Consider the following 17,992-nt stretch of genomic DNA (forward strand, 5'->3'; position numbering starts at 1 on the left):
CCCCTGCGTCACGTTTATTCCACCGCGGCTGGCCTCAGCTTTTCGCAGTATTTTTGCCATGGGAGCCATCTGACATGGAGCGTCTGACACGCATTCTGGCCGCACTCACCCGCTGGGGGCTGGGCCTGTGCGCGTTGGTTCTGGTGTTGATGGCGTTGTACGTCAGTCTTGGCCGTGAGCTGACCCCGCTGGTGGCCGAATATCGCGCCGACATCGAGGACAAGGCCAGCGCCGCCCTTGGCATGCCGTTGCAGATTGGTGAACTGGAAGGGAACTGGAGCGGTTTTGCGCCGATCCTGCTGGCTCATGACGTGATGGTCGGGGCCGGTACCAATGCATTGCGTCTTGATCACGTGCGGGTAGTACCGGATTTGTGGGCCAGTCTGTTGGCTCGCGAGGTGCGCATTGCCCACCTGGAACTCAATGGTCTGAAGATCAGCCTGAAAGAGGCCGAAGACGGCAGTTGGGCACTGGAAGGCTTGCCGGTGCAGAACGATCAGCCGCTCGATCCGCAGCAGTTGTTCAATCGCTCGCAGATGATTCAACAACTGTCGGTGCTCGACAGTCAGGTGACTTTGCAGCCGCAGGATCACGCGCCGCTGACGCTCACCTATGTCGGCCTCAATCTGAAAACCGGCGCCAGCCGCCAACGGCTCGATGCCCGTCTGACCCTGCCGGACGGCCAGCCCGTTGCGCTGAGCCTGCGTACGCGAATTCGTCCTGATCAATGGCAGGACAGTGTGGTGGAGGGTTACGCCAGCCTGCCGCAGAGCGATTGGTCGAAGTGGCTGCCGGAGCGTCTGACCCAACAATGGAATTTTTCCGAGATCAAGGCCGGCGGTGAGCTCTGGGTCAATTGGGCCAAGGGCACGCTGCAAAGTGCAGCGCTCCGTTTGAACGCGCCGCGACTGACCGGCGCCTATGCCGATCGCAAGCCGATCCAGATCAATAATCTGGCGCTGAATGCCTACTACGAGAACAGTGCCGAGGGCGCGACTCTCACCCTCGATTCGCTGGCGATGAATTTCGCTGAAAAACGTTGGGAGTCGCATGTACAGCTCAAGCAGACGCGCGCGACCGACAAGGTGGACGAGCTCTGGCACTTGCAGGCGGATCGTCTCGATCTGACCCCGATCACGCCACTGCTGAATGCGTTGGGGCCGTTACCGCAAGGTTTCGCTACGGCCGTTGATCATTTGAAAGTCACCGGTGGTCTGCGCAATGTGTTGCTGGATTTTCGCCCCAACGCTACCGACGGCAACAAATTCAGTTTCGCCACCAACCTGGATAACGTCGGTTTCGACGCCTATCACGGAGCGCCGGCGGCACGAAATGTCAGCGGCAGCCTCAGCGGCAACCTCGACGGTGGCGAACTGCGCATGGACAGCAAGGATTTTGTCCTGCACCTCGACCCGATTTTCGCCAAGCCATGGCAGTACCTTCAGGCCAACGCCCGTCTGACCTGGAAACTCGATAAAGACGGTTTCACCTTGATCGCTCCGTACCTGAAGGTGCTCGGCGAAGAGGGCAAGATTGCCGGCGACTTCCTGATTCGCCTGCATTTCGACCATAGCCAGGAAGACTACATGGACCTGCGGGTCGGTCTGGTCGAGGGCGATGGTCGCTACACGGCCAAATACCTGCCCGAAGTCTTGAGCCCGGCGCTCGACGAGTGGCTGCGTACAGCAATCCTCAAAGGTGCAGTCGACCAGGGTTTCTTCCAGTATCAGGGCTCGCTGAGCAAGAATGCCGGTGAGGCCGACCGCAGCATCAGTCTGTTCTTCAAAGTGCATGACGCTGAACTGGCCTTCCAGCCGGGCTGGCCGCACGTCAGCAAGGTCAGTGGTGACGTGTTCATCGAAGACAGTGGCGTGCGGATCTGGGCTGACAAGGGGCAGTTGCTCGACACTCAGGTCAGCGATGTGTTCGTCAATATCCCGCATGTGCCGGCTGGACAACACACGCACATGTATCTCGATGGCGGCTTTGCCGGCGGCCTCGGTGATGGACTGAAAATTCTTCAGGACGCACCGATCGGCACAGGTGAAACCTTTGCCGGTTGGGAAGGGGCCGGGGATCTGCAAGGCAAGCTCAAGCTCGATATCCCGCTGGACAAGGGTGGCGACCAGCCGAAAATCCTCGTCGACTTCAAAACCGCCAATGGGCGCCTGAAGCTGGCTGAGCCGAAGCTGGAGCTGACTCAGCTCAAGGGCGATTTCCGCTTTGACAGCGCCAAAGGGCTGAGCGGGCAGAACATCGCCGCGCGCGCATTCGACAAACCGGTGACTGCGCAGATCTTCGCCGATGGCAGTCCCGGCAAGCTCAAGACTCGGGTGGCGGCATCCGGGCAGGTCGAAGTGAAGAAACTCACCGACTGGTTGGGTGTCACGCAGCCATTGCCAGTGTCGGGGGTGATTCCGTATCAACTGCAGTTGAATCTGGATGGCGCCGACAGTCAGTTGATGGTCAGCTCCAATCTCAAAGGCGTTGCCGTGGATCTGCCGGCACCGTTCGGCATGACGGCGGATGTCGGGCGCGATACCGTGTTCCGCATGACATTGCAGGGGCAGGAACGGCGTTATTGGGTCAATTACGACCAATTGGCCAACTTCACCTTTGCTGCACCGCCGACCAATTTCGCCGAGGGCCGTGGCGAGCTGTTCCTCGGAGCCGGCGAAGCAGTGCTGCCGGGCGCCAAGGGTTTGCGGATTCGCGGTGTGCTCTCGGAACTGGACGTCGCACCGTGGCAGGACCTGGTCAACAAATATGCCGGGCAGGATCCGGGCGGCAGCGCCAAGCAATTACTCAACAGTGCTGATTTCAAGGTCGGCAAGCTCACCGCATTCGGGACCACGCTGGATCAGGCGTCGGTACAGCTCAACCGCAAGCCGGGCGCGTGGAATCTGGCGCTCGACAGCCAGCAGGCGAAAGGCTCGGCCAGTCTGCCGGACGCCAAGGGCGTGCCGATCGCGGTCAATCTGCAATACGTGAAACTGCCGGCGCCGGACCCGACGGTGCAGGCTGACGAGAATTCGCCGGACCCTTTGGTCTCTGTCGATCCGACGAAGATTCCGGCACTGGATATCACCATCAATCAACTGTTCCTCGGCCCGGATCTGGTCGGCGGCTGGTCGCTCAAGGTGCGTCCGACCGCCAAAGGCATCGCCCTGAACAACCTCGACATGGGTCTAAAAGGCATCCTGTTGCAGGGCAATGGTGGCTGGGAAGGTGCGCCGGGTGCGACCAACAGTTGGTTCAAAGGTCGCATTGGTGGCAAGAACCTCGCCGACGTCCTCAAGGGCTGGGGTTTTGCCCCGAGCGTAACCAGCGAAGAATTCCACATGGACGTCGATGGCCGTTGGCCGGGCTCGCCGGCGTGGCTGGCGACCAAGCGTTTCTCCGGCACGCTTGATGCGTCGCTGAACAAAGGCCAGTTCGTTGAAGTGGAGGGCGGCGCGCAGGCGTTGCGGGTGTTCGGCCTGCTCAACTTCAACTCCATCGGCCGGCGTTTGCGTCTGGATTTCTCTGATCTGTTCGGCAAAGGCTTGAGCTACGACCGGGTCAAAGGTTTGCTGGTGGCAAACAACGGTGTGTATGTCACCCGCGAGCCGATTCGCCTGACCGGTCCTTCCAGCAACCTTGAGCTGGACGGTACGCTGGATCTGGTCGGCGACAAGGTTGACGCCAAGTTGCTGGTGACCTTGCCGGTGACCAACAACCTGCCGATTGCTGCGCTGATCGTTGGCGCACCAGCGGTTGGCGGTGCGTTGTTCCTTATCGACAAGTTGATCGGTGACCGCGTGGCGCGCTTCGCCAGTGTGAAGTACACCGTCAAAGGCCCTTGGAAAGAGCCGAAAATCACCTTCGACAAGCCTTTTTAACTAGCAGACACTACGCCTTGGTAGGAGCTGCCGAAGGCTGCGATCTTTTGTTTTAAGAGTCAGATCAAAAGATCGCAGCCTGCGGCAGCTCCTACAGATTTATGTGCAGATTCCGAGGAGCGGCCATGTCTTTAGCGGTGATTCAAATGGTCAGCCAAAGCGACGTGCTGGCCAATCTGGCTCAGGCCCGACGCCTGCTCGAACAGGCTGCTGCTGGCGGCGCGAAGCTGGCGGTGCTGCCGGAAAACTTCGCCGCCATGGGCCGTCGCGACATCGCTGACATCGGCCGCGCCGAAGCATTGGGCGAAGGACCGATCCTGCCATGGTTGAAACAGACCGCCCGCGACCTCAAGTTATGGATAGTGGCCGGCACCTTGCCGTTGCCGCCGGTGGATCAACCGACGGCCAAGGCCAATGCCTGCTCGCTGCTGGTCGATGATCAGGGTGAAATCGTTGCACGCTATGACAAGTTGCATCTGTTCGACGTCGATGTGGCGGACAATCGCGGCCGTTACCGCGAATCCGATGACTATGCTTATGGCAGTGGCGTGGTGGTTGCCGACACGCCGGTAGGCCGACTTGGTCTGACCGTGTGTTACGACTTGCGCTTTCCCGAGCTTTACAGCGAGTTGCGCGCCGCCGGTGCCGAGTTGATTACCGCACCGTCGGCCTTTACTGCGGTAACCGGAGCAGCGCATTGGGATGTGCTGATTCGCGCCCGGGCCATCGAGACCCAGTGTTATGTGCTGGCCGCAGCGCAGGGCGGGAGCCATCCAGGACCGCGAGAAACCTTCGGTCATGCGGCGATTATCGATCCGTGGGGGCGCGTGCTGGCGAGTCAGGATCAAGGCGAAGCGGTGTTGTTGGCCGAACGCGACAGTATTGAACAAGCGTCCATCAGGGCGCGAATGCCGGTGGTGAGCCATCGGCGGTTTTTCTCGCAGGGCGCACAGCGGCCTGCTTCAGAACACGAATTTAAGGCGTAAACCTATGAGCGAGTTGTTGTCCTCAGTCAGTGATCACCTGTTGGCGCCCGGTGGCGTGACGATCGAGAGCCTGCAAGGCGTGCTCGGTGATCTGGCCGGTCCTGGTATCGATGCGGCCGACCTGTATTTCCAGGGCCAGATCTCCGAGTCGTGGGCGCTGGAAGACGGCATCGTCAAGGAAGGCAGCTTCAACCTAGACCAGGGTGTGGGCGTGCGTGCGCAGTCCGGTGAGAAAACCGGTTTTGCCTACAGCAACGCGATCACCCTCGAAGCGCTTGGCGCAGCGGCCCGTGCCGCGCGTTCGATCTCCCGGGCCGGGCAGAACGGCACGGTGCAGGCGTTCACCACGCAGGATGTCGCACAGTTATACGCGCCGGATAACCCGTTGGAAGTACTGACTCGTGCCGAGAAAGTCGAGCTGCTCAAGCGCATCGATGTGGCTACCCGTGCCCTCGACCCGCGTATCCAGCAAGTCAGCGTCAGCATGGCCGGTGTCTGGGAACGCATTCTGGTGGCATCCACCGACGGCGGCCTGGCGGCGGATGTGCGGCCACTGGTGCGTTTCAACGTCAGCGTCATCGTTGAACAGAATGGTCGTCGCGAGCGCGGCGGGCATGGCGGTGGCGGGCGTACCGACTACCGTTATTTCCTCGCCGAAGACCGCGCCATGGGCTATGCCCGTGAAGCGCTGCGCCAGGCGCTGGTAAATCTGGAAGCGATTCCGGCGCCGGCCGGCACCTTGCCGGTGGTATTGGGTTCGGGCTGGTCTGGCGTGCTGCTGCACGAAGCGGTCGGCCACGGTCTGGAGGGTGACTTCAACCGCAAGGGCAGCTCGGCGTACAGCGGTCGCATGGGTGAAATGGTTGCCTCGAAGCTTTGCACCATCGTCGATGACGGCACCTTGAGCGGCCGTCGCGGTTCGCTGAGCGTCGACGACGAAGGCACGCCGACCGAGTGCACCACGCTGATCGAAAATGGCGTACTGAAAGGCTACATGCAGGACAAACTCAATGCGCGCTTGATGGGCGTTGCTCGCACCGGTAACGGTCGTCGGGAGTCCTATGCGCATCTGCCGATGCCGCGCATGACCAACACGTACATGCTCGGCGGCGAAAGCGATCCGGCAGAAATCATCGCCTCTGTGAAGAAGGGCATCTACTGCGCCAACCTTGGCGGTGGTCAGGTCGACATCACCAGCGGCAAGTTCGTGTTCTCCACCAGCGAGGCGTACCTGATCGAAGACGGCAAGATCACCGCGCCAGTCAAAGGCGCGACGTTGATCGGCAACGGCCCCGAGGCGATGAGCCGGGTGTCGATGGTCGGTAACGATCTGGCGCTGGACAGCGGTGTGGGCACGTGCGGCAAGGATGGGCAATCGGTGCCGGTAGGTGTGGGTCAGCCGACGCTGAAAATCGATGCGATCACCGTGGGTGGCACGGGCGCATAAGAAGAGGTGGAGCTTCGGGTGGCGCGCAGGGCGGCCACCCGGTGGCGAATATCAACGCAGGCCGCGTTGAGTCTCGTCCAGCTCACGGATGTACTTGAAGATCTTGCGGCTGGAAGCAGGAGGTTTGTTTTGCGCAACCTCATGCTGAGCCTGACGGATCAGGGAACGCAGTTGCTGGCGATCGGCGTCCGGGTACTCGACGACGAATTTCTCCAGCACGGCATCGTCGCCTGCAATCAGGCGATCACGCCAGCGTTCCAGGTTATGGAAACGCTCGTTGTACTGACGAGTCGAGGCATCGAGTTGATCGAGCAAGGTCAGAATCGCGTCAGTGTCCTGATCGCGCATCAGTTTGCCGATGAACTGCAAGTGCCGTTTACGCGCGATGTTCGCGGTGTGCTTGGGCGCATCGGCCAGAGCCCGGCGCATAGCGTCGGTCAGCGGCAGTTTTGCGATCAAGTCTGGCTTGAGTGTTGTCAGGCGCTCGCCGAGGTCAACCAGAGCATGCAGCTCGCGTTTGACCTGAGATTTGCTTTTTTCTCCCGTATCGAGGGAGTCGTCGTAAGAATCAACCATGGTGGCAGTCCGCAAAGAAACGCCGCCATGATAACCAGTCGGGGGCCGCTTGTCCGGCCCGGTCGCTCGATGACCCCAGCCGAAAGCAGAATTTGAGTGGAGATGAGCATGAGTGCAGTTGAAAGCGTCGGCCCGCAGGCATTGCCGGCACTGCAAGAACAAGTCGAGCAGATCATCGCCGAAGCCAAGCGTCAGGGCGCCAGTGCCTGTGAAGTAGCGGTGTCGCTGGAGCAGGGCCTGTCGACGTCGGTGCGCCAGCGCGAAGTCGAAACCGTTGAATTCAACCGCGATCAGGGCTTTGGCATCACGCTGTACGTGGGCCAGCGCAAAGGCTCGGCCAGCACCTCGGCAACCGGCCCGGATGCGATTCGCGAGACCGTCGCAGCGGCACTGGCCATCGCCAAGCATACGTCGGAAGACGAGGCTTCTGGTCTGGCTGATGCAGCGTTGATGGCCAAGGAACAGCACGATTTTGACCTTTTCCACGAGTGGGACATCACCCCGGAGCAGGCCATCGAGAAGGCCCTGCTCTGTGAAGCAGCGGCCTTCGACGCCGATGCGCGGATCAAGAACGCAGACGGCACTACCCTGAGCACCCATCAGGGCTGCCGCGTTTACGGCAACAGCCACGGCTTTATCGGCGGTTATGCGTCGACCCGACACAGCCTGAGCTGCGTGATGATCGCTGAGGCCGACGGCCAGATGCAGCGTGATTACTGGTACGACGTGAACCGTCAGGGCAGTCTTCTGGCCGATCCGGTGAGCATCGGCCAGCGTGCCGCGCAACGGGCGGCGAGCCGCTTGGGCGCGCGCCCGGTACCGACGTGCGAGGTGCCGGTGCTGTTTTCCGCAGAGCTGGCGGGCGGTTTGTTCGGCAGTTTCCTCTCGGCGGTGTCGGGCGGCAGTCTGTATCGCAAGTCGTCGTTCCTTGAAGGCACCCTAGGGCAGAAGTTGTTTCCGGAGTGGCTGACCATCGACGAGCGTCCGCACCTGATGCGCGCAATGGGCAGTGCTTCGTACGACGGTGATGGTCTGGCGACGTATGCCAAACCGTTCGTCGAAAAGGGCGAGTTGGTGTCGTACATCCTCGGCACGTACTCCGGGCGCAAACTCGGCATGCCAAGCACGGCGAACGCTGGTGGGGTGCATAACCTGTTCGTTACCCATGGTGATGAAGACCAGGCGGCGCTGCTGAAGCGTATGGGGCGTGGCTTGTTGGTTACTGAATTGATGGGCCATGGCCTGAACATGGTCACCGGCGACTATTCGCGCGGGGCGGCAGGCTTCTGGGTTGAAAACGGCGAAATCCAGTTCGCCGTGCAGGAAGTGACGATCGCCGGCAACATGCGCGACATGTTCAAGCAGATCGTTGCGGTGGGTAATGACCTGGAACTGCGTAGCAACATCCGCACCGGCTCTGTGTTGATCGAGCGGATGACGGTGGCGGGCAGCTAAACCCCATTCGTCAAAAATAAAAGGGCGCGCCACCCCATCGGATGGCGCGCCTTTTTTATTGTCTCCACACAAAACCCTGTGGGAGCGAGCCTGCTCGCGAAAGCGATTTAACAGCCGACCGCAGCGGTGACTGACAGGACGCCTTCGCGAGCAGGCTCGCTCCCACAATGAACTCTGCGTAAATCGGAGCTCTTGTTTTGGTTCTCATTATCATCTAATAATAAATCTCATTATCGGATGAGCCCCGGATCATGAGTTCTGCCTTGCACGAGCAGCCGTATCTCGAAAGCTGGCGCTGGATGAGTCGCCAGATCCGTTGCGCGATGGATCCTGACGAGCCGCGCGTGATCGAACATTACTTGGCCGAAGGCCGGTATCTGGCCTGTTGTACGGCCACTTCTCCCTGGACCATCGCTGAAACCTCCTTCCGCCTTCTGCTCGACACGGCCACCGACATCGCCTTGCCGTGGCACTGGCGTAGCCTCTGTCTCGATCAAGCCTGGCGCCCATTGCGTGAAATGGAACGCCTGTCCCTGTGCAAATGCCGGCTCAAACGTTGGCAACGCTATACCTGGCAGCTCGCCACTTGCGAACTGCTTCCCTCGATTCCTCTTATTGAACTGGTGCAAGGATTTTCAGATGACCAAGACACGTATTGAGCGCGACAGCATGGGCGAACTGCAGGTGCCGGTGGACGCTCTCTACGGTGCGCAAACCCAGCGCGCAGTGGATAACTTCCCGATCAGCGGCAAACCTATGCCGACGCAATTCATTCGCGCACTGATCCTCGCCAAAGCCGCCGCCGCGCGCGCCAACGTTGAACTCAACCAGATCACAGCCGCGCAGGGCAAAGCCATCAGCGACGCCGCGCAAGGCCTGCTCGAAGGCGATTTCATGCAGCATTTCCCGGTGGATATCTTCCAGACCGGTTCCGGCACCAGTTCCAACATGAACGCCAATGAAGTGATTGCCACTCTCGCCAGTCGCCTGCTCGATGAGCCAGTGAATGCCAATGATCACGTCAACTGCGGCCAGAGCAGCAACGACATCATCCCGACCACCATCCACGTCAGCGCCGCGCTGGCCCTGCACGAACAATTGCTGCCGGCGCTGCTGCACCTGGTGCAAGTGATCGAGCGCAAGGCCGGGCGAGTGCATCATCACGTCAAAACCGGCCGCACGCATTTGATGGACGCCATGCCGGTGCGCATGAGCCAGGTGCTCAACGGCTGGGCGCAGCAAATCAAAGCCAACATCGCTCACCTGCAGGATTTGCTGCCAAGCCTGCAATCCCTGGCGCAGGGTGGCACGGCGGTCGGCACTGGGATCAACGCACATCCTGAATTCGCCGCGCGTTTCAGTCGTCAGCTCAGCCAACTGACCGACGTGCAATTCACCCCGGGCAAGGATCTGTTCGCGCTGATTGGCTCGCAGGACACCGCCGTCGCCGTCTCCGGTCAGCTAAAAGCCACCGCTGTGTCGTTGATGAAAATCGCCAACGACCTGCGCTGGATGAATTCCGGCCCGCTCGCCGGTCTCGGCGAAATCGAACTGGAAGCCCTGCAACCGGGCTCGTCGATCATGCCGGGCAAGGTCAATCCGGTGATCCCGGAAGCCACCGCCATGGTCGCCGCGCAAGTCATCGGTAACGATTCGGTGATCACTGTCGCCGGCCAGTCGGGCAATTTCGAACTCAACGTGATGCTGCCGATCATCGCGCAAAACCTGTTGAGCAGCATCGAACTGCTGGCCAACTCCAGCCGTCTGCTCGGCGACAAGGCCATCGCCACCTTCAAGGTCAACGAGTCGCGCCTGAAAGAGGCGCTATCACGCAACCCGATTCTGGTCACCGCGCTCAACCCGATTATCGGTTACCAGAAAGCCGCCGAGATCGCCAAGCAGGCCTACAAGGAAGGCCGCGCGGTGATCGACGTCGCAATGGAACACACCGACCTGTCGCGCAGCCAACTGGAAGAGTTGCTCAACCCCGAGAAACTCACCGCCGGCGGCGTGTAAACCCTGCAACCGCTTTGGAGGAGGCTCACCATGGAGCACTGGAAACGCACGATCGAACGGGCCAATCGCTGCTTCATGCTGGGCGAATTGATCGACGCCCGTGAGGCTTATCTGCAAGCCCTGGCCCTGGCGCAAGTGTTATTCGAACGCTGGGCCGATGCCGACGAAGCGGTGGCGGCCTGCGTCATCTCCCATCACAACCTGGCGGATCTGCACTTGCGCCTGAACCAGCCGGAGGAGAGTGCCGAATACCTCTGCGCCATCCACCAACGGCTGTTGCAGACCATGCAGGACGAACGTCAGCGCCTTGCATTACGTGAAGCGGCGCTGCGCCAGAGCAGCAAGACCTACGTCGAGCTGCTGAATTTCATCAGTGAACACGGCGAATACCCGCGCACCCAGCGCCTGCTGCACCCGGATACCGGCAATGCGCGCCGCGCGCCTGTCCCACATCACCATGGAGTCCATTGAAATGGCTTTTACCTTGCCTGCCTTGCCTTACGCCTACGACGCCCTCGAGCCGCATATCGATGCGCAGACCATGGAGATTCACTACACCAAACATCACCAGACCTACATCAACAACCTCAACGCCGCCGTAGAAGGCACTGAATATGCGGAGTGGCCGGTAGAAAAACTGGTCGCCAGCGTTAAGGATCTGCCGGAAAAACTCCGTGCGGCCGTGATCAATCAGGGCGGCGGTCACGCCAACCACTCGCTGTTCTGGGAAGTGATGGTGCCGAGCGGCGGCGGTAAACCGGATGGCGCGCTGGCCAAGGCGATTGATGAGCAACTGGGTGGTCTCGACAGCTTCAAGGAAGCCTTCACCAAAGCCGCACTGACCCGATTCGGCAGCGGCTGGGCCTGGCTCAGTGTGACGCCCGAGAAAAAGCTGATCGTGGAGAGCAGCGGCAATCAGGACAGTCCGCTGATGAACGGCAACACGCCGATTCTCGGTCTCGACGTGTGGGAGCACGCCTATTACCTGCGTTATCAGAACCGTCGTCCGGAATACATCAGCGCGTTCTACAACGTGATCAATTGGCCTGAAGTTGCTGCGCGCTATCACGCCGCACTGGTTTAAGTCTTTTATAAAAACAATCCAAGGCTGACTATGGGCACTGAAACACTGGCGATCGGAAGTGGGCGTATGTTTCGCTACGCAGTGGGCTCGCTATTGCTGTTGGCGGGCATGACCTTGCTGGTTGCCCACGGACTGGAATGGCTGAATCTGGAACCGAGACTGTCACGGGCGCTTCAGGGCGGCGCGATCTGCGCCCTCGGCACGGCGCTTGGCGCTGTTCCGGTGCTGGTGATTCGGCGCATGCCGCAGGCACTCAGTGACACCTTGCTGGGATTTGGCGCGGGGGTGATGCTGGCGGCGACGGCGTTTTCGCTGATCGTGCCGGGCATTGCCGCCGCCGAAAATCTGGGTCTGACACCTTGGTCATCCAGCGGCCTGATTTGCTTCGGCATCATGCTCGGTGCATTCGGTCTGTATTTGGTTGATCGTCAGTTATCCGGAGCTTCGCCGGAAATGTTGGTCGGCACACCTGAGCATCCGGTAATTGCGCCGCGTATCTGGCTGTTCGTATTCGCCATCATTGCCCATAACATACCGGAAGGTATGGCCGTCGGCGTTTCCGCCGGCGGCGGCATGCCGGATGCGGACAGTCTGGCCATGGGCATCGCTTTGCAGGATGTACCGGAAGGTCTGGTGATTGCCTTGGTGCTGGCCGGGGCGGGGATGTCGCGGATCAAGGCGTTTCTGATCGGCGCGGCGTCTGGTCTGGTTGAACCGGTGTTTGCACTGTTGTGTGCCTGGCTGGTCAGTCTGGCGCAGGTGTTGTTGCCGTTAGGTCTGGCGCTCGCGGCAGGGGCGATGTTGCTGGTAGTGACTCACGAAGTGATTCCCGAGTCGCGACGCAATGGTCATGACAAGCTGGCCAGTCTTGGTTTGCTGATCGGGTTTTGTCTGATGATGGTGATGGATACGGCGTTGGGTTGAAGCAGAGCAAAAGATCGCAGGCTGCGGCAGTTCCTGCAGGGAACGCATTCCAGTGTAGGAGCTGCCGCAGGCTGCGATCTTTTGACTTTGGCTGTCAGCCGCCTTCGTCGAAGTAGTTGTAGATCAACGCCACCAGCGCATCCAGGGCTTCCTGTTCCTGATGCCCTTCAGTACTCAGATAGATTTTGGTGCCCTTGCCAGCCGCCAGCATCATCATCGCCATGATGCTTTTGCCATCAATCGTGGTCTCTGGTGTACGACCCACTCTGATCGTGCAATCCGGATACCGCCCGGCCACTCCAACAAACTTGGCCGATGCGCGGGCATGCAGGCCCAGCTTGTTGATGATTTCGATTTCCAGAGCAGGCATCGCGGTGTGAATCCTTTAAGTGAGGTCGCGGTGGCGAACCTGGACGTTCTTCAGGGTTTTCTGCAGGGCCTGACCCAGGCGTTCGGTCAGGTAGACGGAGCGGTGATGCCCGCCGGTGCAGCCAATGGCAATGGTGACGTAGGCGCGGTTGCTCGCAGCGAAGCGCGGCAGCCACTTGTGCAGGTAAGTGAAAATGTCCTGGAACATTTCTTCGACCTCTGGCTGCGCCGCAAGGTACTCAGCCACCGGCGCATCGAGACCTGATTGCGCGCGCAGTTCCGGCTTCCAGTACGGATTGGGCAGGCAGCGCACATCGAATACCAGATCCGCGTCGACCGGCATGCCGCGCTTGAAGCCGAAGGACTCGACCAGAAATGCGGTCCCCGGCTCCGGCTGGTTCAGCAGGCGCAGCTTGATGCTGTCGCGCAACTGATACAGGTTCAGATTGGTGGTGTTGATCTTCAGGTCCGCGAGGTCGGCAATCGGGCCGAGCAGGGCGGTTTCATCCTGGATCGCCTCGGCCAGCGAGCGGTTGGCGTTGCTCAGTGGATGGCGACGGCGAGTCTCGGAGAAACGCTTGAGCAGGGTTTCTTCGTCGGCGTCCAGATACAGAACGTCGCACTGGATGTGCTTTCCCCGGACATCTTCAAGCAGCTCCGGAAAGCGCGTCAGGTGGCTCGGCAGGTTGCGCGCATCGATGGACACGGCCACCAGCGGTTGCGCCAGCTCAGTGTGAATCAGCGCGCGTTCGGCCAGTTCCGGCAGCAAGCCTGCAGGAAGGTTGTCGATGCAGTAATAGCCATTGTCCTCAAGGACATCCAGAGCCGTACTTTTACCCGAGCCGGAACGGCCGCTGACGATGATCAAGCGCATGATTAATGCCCGTTCTGCTCGTCCAGGACAACCTGATACAAGGCTTCGTTGCTCGCGGCGCTGCGCAGTTTATCGCGCACGTCCTTGCGGTCGAGCATGCTGGCGATCTGACGCAGCAACTCCAGGTGCGCATCGGTGGCGGCTTCCGGGACCAGCAGTACGAACAGCAGGTCAACCGGAGCGCCATCAATGGCGTCGAAATCGATTGGCGTATCAAGGTGCATCAAGGCGCTGATAGGCGACTGGCAACCCTTGAGACGGCAGTGAGGAATGGCGATGCCGTTACCAAAACCGGTGGAGCCGAGTTTTTCACGGGCAATCAACGCCTCGAAGACATCTTGCATCTCCAGATCCGGCACTTCGCGGGCGATCAGGTTGGCAATTTGTTCGAGGGCTTTCTTTTTACTGCCGCCCGGCACGTTCACGAGGGAACGGCCGGGGGTCAGGATGGTTTCAAGTCGGATCATGGATTAGGGATGTTAACGACCGGTAGCGCCCTGAAGGAGGCTCTGGGTCTTTTCCTTATGCTTTTTGAGTTGGCGATCCAGCTTGTCGGTCAGTGAGTCGATCGCAGCATACATATCAGTATCTTCTGCGTTAGCGACCACTTCGCTGCCGGGTATATGCAAGGTGGCTTCAATTTTCTGCTTCAGCTTTTCGACGCACATCGTGACTTGCACGTTGGTGATCTTGTCGAAATGTCGCTCCAGTCGTTGGAGTTTTTCCTCGATGTAGGAACGCAGAGGTTGGGTCACTTCCAGTTGGTGTCCACTGATGTTGACTTGCATACAGCTTCTCCTTCGTTGCCAGTGCATAAAGCGGCAGGCCGAAAAGCCTGCCACTGGAACGCTGTAACGTGGCTTACATCAACCGCTTGCGTTCGCTCGAAGGCGCGATCCCGAGGGATTCGCGGTACTTGGCGACGGTGCGGCGAGCCACCTGAATGCCTTGTGCCTCCAGTAAACCAGCGATCTTGCTGTCACTCAACGGCTTTTTCTGATTTTCCGCTGCAACCAGTTTTTTGATGATCGCGCGGATCGCTGTGGACGAGCATTCGCCGCCTTCGGAGGTGCTGACGTGGCTGGAGAAAAAGTATTTCAACTCATAAATACCGCGCGGGGTATGCATGAATTTCTGTGTGGTCACCCGTGAAATCGTTGATTCGTGCATGCCGACCGCTTCGGCGATGTCATGCAGGACCAGCGGCTTCATGGCTTCGTCGCCGTACTCCAGAAAACCGCGCTGATGCTCGACGATCTGGGTGGCAACTTTCATCAGGGTTTCGTTGCGGCTCTGCAGGCTCTTGATGAACCAGCGGGCTTCCTGCAACTGATTGCGCATGAAGGTGTTGTCGGCGCTGGTGTCGGCGCGACGCACGAAACCGGCGTACTGGGCATTGACGCGCAGGCGTGGCACCGACTCCTGATTGAGCTCGACCAGCCAGCGTTCGTTGTCCTTGCGCACGATAACGTCAGGGACAACATATTCGGCTTCAGTCGACTCGATTTGCGAGCCTGGGCGCGGATTCAGGCTCTGCACCAGTTCGATGACCTGACGCAGTTCGTCTTCCTTGAGCTTCATGCGACGCATCAACTGGCTGTAGTCGCGGCCGCCGAGCAGGTCGATGTAATCGCTGACCAGACGCTTGGCTTCAGCCAGCCAAGGCGTCTTGGCTGGCAGCTGGCGCAATTGCAGCAGCAGGCATTCGCCGAGGTTGCGGGCGCCGATGCCGGCTGGTTCAAATTGTTGAATGCGGTGCAGGACGGCTTCGATTTCGTCCAGTTCGATGTCCAGTTCCGGATCGAACGCCTCGAGGATCTCTTCGAGGGTTTCATCCAGGTAGCCCTGATTGTTGATGCAATCGATCAGGGTGACGGCGATCAGGCGATCGGTGTCGGACATCGGTGCAAGGTTCAGTTGCCACAGCAGATGGCTTTGCAGGCTCTCGCCGACGGAGGTGCGTGTGGTGAAGTCCCACTCGTCATCGTCGCTGCTCGGCAGGCTGCTGGCACTGGTCTGGTAGACGTCTTCCCAAGCGGTGTCGACCGGAAGCTCGTTGGGGATGCGCTCGTTCCATTCGCCCTCCTCGAGGTTGTCCACCGTCGGGGCAGTTTCCTGATAGGACGGTTCCTGGATTTCGGTGGCGGGCTTCTGTTCGGCGTTGTCGGCCATGGGGTCGGAATTGTCGAAGTCGTCGCCTTCTTCCTGGCGTTCGAGCATCGGATTGGATTCCAGAGCCTCCTGGATTTCCTGTTGCAGATCCAGGGTCGACAATTGGAGCAGACGGATGGCCTGTTGCAGCTGCGGTGTCATCGTCAGCTGCTGGCCCATTCTCAAGACTAGCGATGGTTTCATGGCAGGGGCTTAACACCTTATTCGCCGGCGCTATGCGCCATCCACTACAGGGCGCCGAAGCGCCAAACTTAAGCAAATTATATGCCTGAAACTGAAGTGTTTGCCTAGAGCGCTGTAACAATTAAAGCGTATTAAATCCTGCTTGAATCGATACAGCGCCCGGGCGGCGCACCGGGCACTGTTGCGCTTACAGGCGGAACTCGTGGCCCAGATACACTTCCTTGACCAGATCGTTGGCCAGGATGGTTTCTGCATCGCCCTCGGCAATCAACTGACCGTCGTTGACGATGTAAGCGGTTTCGCAGATGTCCAGCGTCTCACGGACGTTGTGGTCGGTGATCAGTACACCAATGCCCTTGGCCTTGAGGTGGTGGATGATCTGCTTGATGTCGCCGACCGAAATCGGGTCGACACCGGCGAACGGTTCGTCGAGCAGGATGAATTTCGGTGCCGTTGCCAGCGCGCGAGCGATTTCCACACGGCGGCGTTCACCACCGGACAGGCTCATGCCGAGGTTGTCGCGGATGTGACTGATGTGGAATTCCTGCAGCAGGTTTTCCAGCTCTTTGCGACGGCCGGCCTTGTCGAGCTCCTGGCGGGTCTCGAGGATGGCCATGATGTTGTCGGCCACCGACAGTTTGCGGAAGATCGACGCTTCTTGCGGCAGATAGCCGATACCGGCCTTGGCACGACCGTGCATCGGCTGGTGGCTGACGTCCAGATCATCGATCAGCACGCGACCCTGATCGGCCTGTACCAGGCCGACGATCATGTAGAAGCAGGTCGTCTTGCCGGCGCCGTTCGGGCCGAGCAGGCCGACGATCTGGCCGCTGTCGATCGACAGGCTGACATCACGCACGACCTGGCGGCTTTTATAGGCCTTGGCCAGGTGCTGAGCTTTCAGAGTTGCCATTACTGGGTTTTCTCGTCGGTTTTCTTCTTCGGCTGGATCACCATGTCGATGCGCGGACGCGCCTCGGTGACCTTGCTGCCGGTAGCGCGACCGGCGCTGGCCAGTTTCTTCACGGTGTCATAGACGATTTTCTCGCCTTGCGTCGTGTTGTTGTCCTTATCGACAACCTTGGCCTTGTCGATCAGTACAACGCGGTTTTGCGCGGCGTGGTACTGGATCGTTACGCCCCAGCCCTGTACAGGCTTGGCATCACCTTGAGTCTGCAACTGTTCGAAGTAGGCGAGGTTGCCCACCGACGTCACGACATCGATATCGCCAGCCGGCGTACGGGTGATGGTCACCGTGTTGCCTTTAACGATCATCGAGCCTTGGGTGATGATCACATCACCTTTGTAGGTGGCGATGCCGTTCTTGTCATCCAGTTGGGCGTCGTCGGCCTGAATGCGGATAGGTTGCTGCTGATCGTTCGGCAGAGCCCAGGCGCTCACGCTTCCCAGTGCTGCGCCCAGACTGAGCAAAATAGGGAGGGTTTTAACGAGCCTCATACTGTCCTCTTACGTTCGATTGCAGGTGTATCCTGCTTTCCTTCAGGTACGCTTTCATTCCGACGCCAGTCGATACACCGCCAGCACCCTCGATTCTAACGGGTTGCTCGGTCTGCGCATATTCTTGCTGCGGGAACACGGTCATGCGGGTGCTGGTGATCAGAGTGCCGCGTTTTTTCTCATCGGTGCGCTGTACGCGTACCGAATCGATCAGTTCAACTTCGGTACCGCCCGAGTTCACTTCGCCGCGTTCGCTGGTTACGTGCCAAGGGAAGTCGGTGCCGCGATACATGTTCAGGTCCGGCTTTGTGACCAGGGTGACATCGGTAGCCTTGACGTGCTCGGCCTTGTCGGAGGTCATTTCATACTGCACTTTGCCGTCCGGCAGGTATTGCAGGGTGTGCGTGTTGGTTGCATACCAGTCGATAGGCGTTTCGACCGACGTCACCGGTGGCTTGTCGAGGAAGCGTTCCGGACTGATGTTCCAGTAGCCCACCGCGGCAAATATCGCCGCGATACAGCCGAACAGCAGGAAGTTGCGAAATTTTTTGCTAAACATGGTTTGGC

18 protein-coding genes are annotated in these 17,992 nt (G+C 59.6%); 9 read left to right on the forward strand and 9 right to left on the reverse strand.

Going from position 1 to position 17,992, the window contains the following annotated elements; genetic code table 11:
* Nucleotides 1–74: 74 nt before the first annotated feature.
* The 3 genes from AC3IUF_RS04365 (at nt 75) to tldD (ending at nt 6,314) form a co-directional block, all read left to right on the forward strand.
* Complete coding sequence (locus AC3IUF_RS04365; protein ID WP_489280481.1) at nt 75–3,881, forward strand: YhdP family protein; 3,807 nt, start codon at nt 75–77, stop codon at nt 3,879–3,881.
* A 125-nt stretch (nt 3,882–4,006) separates the two neighbouring features.
* Nucleotides 4,007–4,867, forward strand: coding sequence for a carbon-nitrogen hydrolase family protein (locus AC3IUF_RS04370; protein WP_414894717.1), 861 nt, complete (start codon nt 4,007–4,009; stop codon nt 4,865–4,867).
* 4 nt (nt 4,868–4,871) lie between these two features.
* Nucleotides 4,872–6,314, forward strand: a complete 1,443-nt coding sequence (gene tldD / locus AC3IUF_RS04375; RefSeq protein ID WP_007915374.1) for a metalloprotease TldD — start codon at nt 4,872–4,874, stop codon at nt 6,312–6,314.
* A gap of 51 nt (nt 6,315–6,365) precedes the next feature.
* Here tldD and yjgA read toward each other — a convergent pair whose 3' ends face one another.
* On the reverse strand, nt 6,366–6,890 hold the full coding sequence (yjgA, locus tag AC3IUF_RS04380) for a ribosome biogenesis factor YjgA (RefSeq protein ID WP_007915377.1): 525 nt from the start codon (nt 6,888–6,890) through the stop codon (nt 6,366–6,368).
* Nucleotides 6,891–6,998: 108 nt separating this feature from the next.
* Here yjgA and pmbA point away from each other — a divergent pair, with 108 nt between their 5' ends.
* The 6 genes from pmbA (at nt 6,999) to AC3IUF_RS04410 (ending at nt 12,369) form a co-directional block, all read left to right on the forward strand.
* Complete coding sequence (gene pmbA, locus AC3IUF_RS04385; RefSeq protein ID WP_095112677.1) at nt 6,999–8,345, forward strand: metalloprotease PmbA; 1,347 nt, start codon at nt 6,999–7,001, stop codon at nt 8,343–8,345.
* 251 nt (nt 8,346–8,596) lie between these two features.
* Entirely contained in the window at nt 8,597–9,004 is a 408-nt protein-coding gene (locus AC3IUF_RS04390) for a hypothetical protein (RefSeq protein ID WP_007912436.1), read from the forward strand.
* Nucleotides 8,985–10,361 (forward strand): class II fumarate hydratase, encoded by a 1,377-nt coding sequence (locus AC3IUF_RS04395; protein WP_489280483.1) that lies wholly within the window; start codon nt 8,985–8,987, stop codon nt 10,359–10,361. Before AC3IUF_RS04390 ends, AC3IUF_RS04395 begins: the two co-directional genes overlap by 20 nt.
* Nucleotides 10,362–10,391: 30 nt before the next feature.
* Nucleotides 10,392–10,832 (forward strand): DUF2753 family protein, encoded by a 441-nt coding sequence (locus AC3IUF_RS04400; protein WP_007912432.1) that lies wholly within the window; start codon nt 10,392–10,394, stop codon nt 10,830–10,832.
* A 1-nt stretch (nt 10,833) separates the two neighbouring features.
* Nucleotides 10,834–11,445, forward strand: coding sequence for a superoxide dismutase (locus AC3IUF_RS04405; protein WP_042704935.1), 612 nt, complete (start codon nt 10,834–10,836; stop codon nt 11,443–11,445).
* Nucleotides 11,446–11,475: 30 nt separating this feature from the next.
* Nucleotides 11,476–12,369, forward strand: coding sequence for a ZIP family metal transporter (locus tag AC3IUF_RS04410; protein ID WP_007912429.1), 894 nt, complete (start codon nt 11,476–11,478; stop codon nt 12,367–12,369).
* 94 nt (nt 12,370–12,463) lie between these two features.
* Here AC3IUF_RS04410 and AC3IUF_RS04415 read toward each other — a convergent pair whose 3' ends face one another.
* The 8 genes from AC3IUF_RS04415 to lptC all read right to left on the reverse strand — a co-directional run bounded on the left by AC3IUF_RS04415 (nt 12,464) and on the right by lptC (nt 17,984).
* Nucleotides 12,464–12,739 carry an HPr family phosphocarrier protein gene (locus AC3IUF_RS04415; RefSeq protein ID WP_123375754.1) on the reverse strand — a complete coding sequence of 92 codons (276 nt, stop codon included), beginning with the start codon at nt 12,737–12,739 and terminating at the stop codon, nt 12,464–12,466.
* 15 nt (nt 12,740–12,754) lie between these two features.
* Nucleotides 12,755–13,612: an RNase adapter RapZ gene (rapZ, locus tag AC3IUF_RS04420; protein WP_007912427.1), complete on the reverse strand. Its 858-nt coding sequence runs from the start codon at nt 13,610–13,612 to the stop codon at nt 12,755–12,757.
* 2 nt (nt 13,613–13,614) lie between these two features.
* Complete coding sequence (gene ptsN / locus AC3IUF_RS04425; RefSeq protein WP_007912426.1) at nt 13,615–14,079, reverse strand: PTS IIA-like nitrogen regulatory protein PtsN; 465 nt, start codon at nt 14,077–14,079, stop codon at nt 13,615–13,617.
* 12 nt (nt 14,080–14,091) lie between these two features.
* Nucleotides 14,092–14,400: a ribosome hibernation-promoting factor, HPF/YfiA family gene (gene hpf / locus AC3IUF_RS04430; RefSeq protein ID WP_007912419.1), complete on the reverse strand. Its 309-nt coding sequence runs from the start codon at nt 14,398–14,400 to the stop codon at nt 14,092–14,094.
* Between the two features lie 73 nt (nt 14,401–14,473).
* Entirely contained in the window at nt 14,474–15,967 is a 1,494-nt protein-coding gene (locus AC3IUF_RS04435) for an RNA polymerase factor sigma-54 (RefSeq protein WP_042704934.1), read from the reverse strand.
* A gap of 187 nt (nt 15,968–16,154) precedes the next feature.
* A complete protein-coding gene (gene lptB / locus AC3IUF_RS04440; protein WP_007912415.1) occupies nt 16,155–16,880 on the reverse strand; it encodes an LPS export ABC transporter ATP-binding protein in 726 nt (241 codons plus the stop codon).
* A complete protein-coding gene (gene lptA, locus AC3IUF_RS04445; protein WP_007912414.1) occupies nt 16,880–17,425 on the reverse strand; it encodes a lipopolysaccharide transport periplasmic protein LptA in 546 nt (181 codons plus the stop codon). The genes lptB and lptA overlap by 1 nt, the downstream gene beginning before the upstream one ends.
* Nucleotides 17,412–17,984 carry an LPS export ABC transporter periplasmic protein LptC gene (gene lptC, locus AC3IUF_RS04450; RefSeq protein WP_007912413.1) on the reverse strand — a complete coding sequence of 191 codons (573 nt, stop codon included), beginning with the start codon at nt 17,982–17,984 and terminating at the stop codon, nt 17,412–17,414. Before lptC ends, lptA begins: the two co-directional genes overlap by 14 nt.
* Nucleotides 17,985–17,992: the final 8 nt, after the last annotated feature.

This window comes from Pseudomonas sp. KH_040 (assembly GCF_057839305.1).

Excerpts from the sequence above, each read along its gene's own strand:
- AC3IUF_RS04405 (WP_042704935.1), top strand. The coding sequence starts at position 10,834 with ATGGCTTTTACCTTGCCTGCCTTGCCTTACGCCTACGACGCCCTCGAG.
- AC3IUF_RS04390 (WP_007912436.1), top strand. The coding sequence starts at position 8,597 with ATGAGTTCTGCCTTGCACGAGCAGCCGTATCTCGAAAGCTGGCGCTGG.
- AC3IUF_RS04370 (WP_414894717.1), top strand. The coding sequence starts at position 4,007 with ATGTCTTTAGCGGTGATTCAAATGGTCAGCCAAAGCGACGTGCTGGCC.
- lptB (WP_007912415.1), bottom strand. The coding sequence starts at position 16,880 with ATGGCAACTCTGAAAGCTCAGCACCTGGCCAAGGCCTATAAAAGCCGC.
- lptA (WP_007912414.1), bottom strand. The coding sequence starts at position 17,425 with ATGAGGCTCGTTAAAACCCTCCCTATTTTGCTCAGTCTGGGCGCAGCA.
- AC3IUF_RS04400 (WP_007912432.1), top strand. The coding sequence starts at position 10,392 with ATGGAGCACTGGAAACGCACGATCGAACGGGCCAATCGCTGCTTCATG.
- tldD (WP_007915374.1), top strand. The coding sequence starts at position 4,872 with ATGAGCGAGTTGTTGTCCTCAGTCAGTGATCACCTGTTGGCGCCCGGT.
- rapZ (WP_007912427.1), bottom strand. The coding sequence starts at position 13,612 with ATGCGCTTGATCATCGTCAGCGGCCGTTCCGGCTCGGGTAAAAGTACG.
- AC3IUF_RS04410 (WP_007912429.1), top strand. The coding sequence starts at position 11,476 with ATGGGCACTGAAACACTGGCGATCGGAAGTGGGCGTATGTTTCGCTAC.
- AC3IUF_RS04415 (WP_123375754.1), bottom strand. The coding sequence starts at position 12,739 with ATGCCTGCTCTGGAAATCGAAATCATCAACAAGCTGGGCCTGCATGCC.
- AC3IUF_RS04365 (WP_489280481.1), top strand. The coding sequence starts at position 75 with ATGGAGCGTCTGACACGCATTCTGGCCGCACTCACCCGCTGGGGGCTG.
- yjgA (WP_007915377.1), bottom strand. The coding sequence starts at position 6,890 with ATGGTTGATTCTTACGACGACTCCCTCGATACGGGAGAAAAAAGCAAA.
- AC3IUF_RS04395 (WP_489280483.1), top strand. The coding sequence starts at position 8,985 with ATGACCAAGACACGTATTGAGCGCGACAGCATGGGCGAACTGCAGGTG.
- pmbA (WP_095112677.1), top strand. The coding sequence starts at position 6,999 with ATGAGTGCAGTTGAAAGCGTCGGCCCGCAGGCATTGCCGGCACTGCAA.
- hpf (WP_007912419.1), bottom strand. The coding sequence starts at position 14,400 with ATGCAAGTCAACATCAGTGGACACCAACTGGAAGTGACCCAACCTCTG.
- lptC (WP_007912413.1), bottom strand. The coding sequence starts at position 17,984 with ATGTTTAGCAAAAAATTTCGCAACTTCCTGCTGTTCGGCTGTATCGCG.
- ptsN (WP_007912426.1), bottom strand. The coding sequence starts at position 14,079 with ATGATCCGACTTGAAACCATCCTGACCCCCGGCCGTTCCCTCGTGAAC.
- AC3IUF_RS04435 (WP_042704934.1), bottom strand. The coding sequence starts at position 15,967 with ATGAAACCATCGCTAGTCTTGAGAATGGGCCAGCAGCTGACGATGACA.